The sequence below is a fragment of the Pseudomonas sp. P5_B2 genome, assembly GCF_056400445.1.
Map to the genome: position 1 here is coordinate 1 of NZ_JBFULH010000822.1, position 1,562 is coordinate 1,562.

The 1,562-nt window shown below is 55.3% G+C and carries 2 protein-coding genes; both read right to left on the reverse strand.

Going from position 1 to position 1,562, the window contains the following annotated elements; translation table 11 throughout:
* Positions 1 to 587 (reverse strand): DUF2092 domain-containing protein (locus AC1DRJ_RS27120; protein ID WP_477804858.1); only part of this gene is annotated, 587 nt, incomplete at its 3' end.
* Between the two features lie 110 nt (positions 588 to 697).
* On the reverse strand, positions 698 to 1,562 hold an 865-nt coding region (locus AC1DRJ_RS27125), incomplete at its 5' end, for an EAL domain-containing protein (protein ID WP_477804859.1).

Here is a 1,562-nt window from a genome sequence, read left to right on the forward strand (position 1 = left end):
ATCCAGGCCTGGACGAACACGTCGTTATTGGCGTAGGCAATCACATCAGTGGTGGTATCACCGACCCCGGTTGATTGCCCGATGTAAAACGCCAGGCGCATATCACTCTGCAAGTCCTTATAGGGATCGGCCACGATCACATCGGTGAACGGGAAATAGATAGCGGCGCGCTGATACGCGGCCTCAAGAGTGGCATCGATTGTGGCCGGCGCCTCAGCTTGGGCGAGCAGGTTTTCCTTCGGCTCGAACGCATAGGCTTGCTCGCCGTCGTAGTAGAACTCAGTCGGATGACCATCGCCGGAGGTCAATACGCGCAAACGATTCGGTCGCTGCAGGTTAACCAGCGCCACGGTGTTGTAGGCCAATGGTGGCCCCAATCGACTGGGCCTTTCGTAAGTGGTGATGGCCTTGAAGCTCAGGCTTGGGGCGCCTGCTAGCTTAGCGCTCATGGCCTTCAGAACTTCCAGCGCCTTGGGTTCCAGTTCAACTGCGGAGGTACTGCCCGCAGGTTTTTCCTCTGCCAGAGACGGCATCGCATAGCACCCGATCACCAGACTCAGGGACAACAACCGGACATACTGTTTCATTGCCAACATCGTTTGTGCTCCGCAAAGTCGGGGTAACGGATGAGCGTCTGGTCATGGAAAACCTGCGACCCTATAGTCGTGATCAGCCACGCCATCAGGTGGTGTGTTTGTTAGTGATCGGGGAAAGCAACTGTTTCACCGTAGCTTGAATCCAGTTGCAAGACTCGATTTGTAGGGACCGTAGCGAAAAACCCTGTTGCCAGGGCTTGCGCAGACAGATCTCTGGAATAGAGCCAACCCTGCCCCAACGAAACGCCGGCGTTGAGCAATAGCTCGGCCTGCTCGGGCAATTCGATGCCCTCCGCCACCACGTTCAGCTTCATGGCGTGAGCCAGATCGACCACATGACGCCAGATGGCATCGGGTGCATGGCAACGCTCAAGCGTCAGAAAGGAGCGATCGATTTTCAATATGTCAAAAGGCAAATGCTCCAGATAGGCGAGACTCGAATAGCCGGTTCCAAAGTCGTCGATAGCCATACGGTGACCGTTCTGGCGTAGCTGATCCATTCGATAACCTGCCAGCTGTGTATCCGCCAACGAACTTTCTGTCAGCTCGAATACGATTCGGTTTGGGGGTACCCCATGCTCGGAAAACAGTACGAATAGATACTCGGCGAAATCGTCATTTGATAAATCCAGGGGTGACAGATTGATCGTGATGTACAGCCCCTCACAGTCCCGAAACCAGGATGCAAAGTCCTGTGCAGCCTGTCGGCAGACCCAGCGCGTCAGCTCATGCATCAAACCGTAACGCTCGGCTTGCGCAATGAAAATCGCGGGGCTCATCGGCGTACCTCCGGGACTCCAGCGCAGTAATGCTTCAGCGCCCCTCCAGACCCCTGTGCTCATCTCGACGATGGGTTGATAGTTTAGTCGCAACTGGTTATTGCGCATTGCTCGGGAGAGTTTTGCGCCCAAGGAAAAATGTCTGCGATAAAGTTGCCTTGCGGCCATCCCCCCCATCGACAAAACG